We start from the raw sequence: 1,494 nt of genomic DNA on the forward strand, positions 1-1,494 counted from the left end.
TCTGACAAGCTTTATAATAAAGAAGGTAAGGCTTTTGGTATTACACCGGGTATGGTGGCAACAGTAGATATTCGTACCGGTGAAAAAACCGTACTGGATTACTTACTTAAACCGTTTAATAAAGCGAAAGAAGCATTAAGAGAAAGATAAATAAATATATAACTATATAGCTTTTAAATGCTTAAAAGCTATATAGTTATTAATAAGGATAATATCTTGTTTTAAATATGTGGTTTTTATTGTTTGTGCTTTAAAACATAAAAAAATTAAAAGCATATTTATATCTTAATATGATCATAATTCTTTGAAAAATAATAATTAATAATTTTGGTTTTATTTCGGTTAATAAATAAACTTATTTTTACTGTTTTTTTTGTGATGCAATTCATGTTTATAATTAGTTTTTGCGTTGAGGTTGACCTTTGTTTTATCTAATTTATCCCTTAATTTGGGCTCTTCTTATTTAATAAAATTTAAGAGCTCTAAATTGGATTGGTTTAATTAAATAATCCTACGAAGGGGAAGAAATATGTCTGAGATAAGGGTGGTTTCTAAGGAGAGTCATGAAACCTTAGAAACTACGACAAAGGATACAGTCTCTCTTTCTGAAGCATCAGTTATTTTAATAAAAGTAAATAAAGATGATGTTTCTGAAATTAGACAAGACGGTAGAAATGCAGTTATTACTTTAAAAAATGGTGAACAAATAGTAATAGTTGATTTCTTTAATGATAGTAATTATTCAACAGATAATAGTTTAGTTTTCGAAGATGATAATCATAAGTTATTGTGGGTACAGTTTACTGATAATAATGGCGTATTATTAGAACATATTACTTATAGTTATCTTGATAGTATTGAACCACTACTTTATCACGACGGTGCTGCATCTCCATGGGCATGGTTATCTGTACCGCTAACCGCAGCCGGAATTTTGTGGTGGGCTCATAATAGCGATGATAAAACAGATGACACAAAACAAAAAGATACGACTGCTCCAGATGCTCCAATTATAGATTTAATTAACGGCAAAGATCCGATTACAGGTACAGCAGAACCCGGTTCAACAGTTACGGTAACGTTCCCGGATGGCACAACAGCAACAGTTGTGGCGGGTACAGATGGCAGCTGGACAGTACCGAACCCTGGTCTTGAAGATGGCGATGAAGTTAAAGCAACGGCAACAGATCCGGCAGGTAACATTTCACCTCCGGCAACGCAAATTGTTGATGCCATCGCACCGGCAGCGCCAGAGATTGATTCAATCAATGGTACAGATCCGATTACAGGTACAGCAGAACCCGGTTCAACAGTAACAGTCACGTTCCCGGATGGTACAACAGCAACAGTTGTGGCGGGTACAGATGGCAGTTGGACAGTACCGAACCCTGGTCTTGAAGATGGTGATGAAGTTAAGGCAACGGCAACAGATCCGGCAGGTAACACATCACCACCGGCAACTGAGATTGTTGATGCCATCGCACCGGCAGCGCC

Annotated in this window: 1 protein-coding gene and 1 pseudogene; both read left to right on the forward strand. The window is 36.4% G+C overall.

All coding sequences use genetic code 11. The features are described 5' to 3' along the window. Positions 1–150 (forward strand): annotated as a pseudogene (locus tag ACT53H_RS19110) (secretion protein HlyD); the annotation flags it as partial. Between the two features lie 379 nt (positions 151–529). Beyond that, a partial coding sequence (locus tag ACT53H_RS19115) for a BapA/Bap/LapF family prefix-like domain-containing protein (RefSeq protein ID WP_476009877.1) occupies positions 530–1,494 on the forward strand: 965 nt, incomplete at its 3' end.

This window comes from Acinetobacter sp. DMC2 (assembly GCF_056314305.1).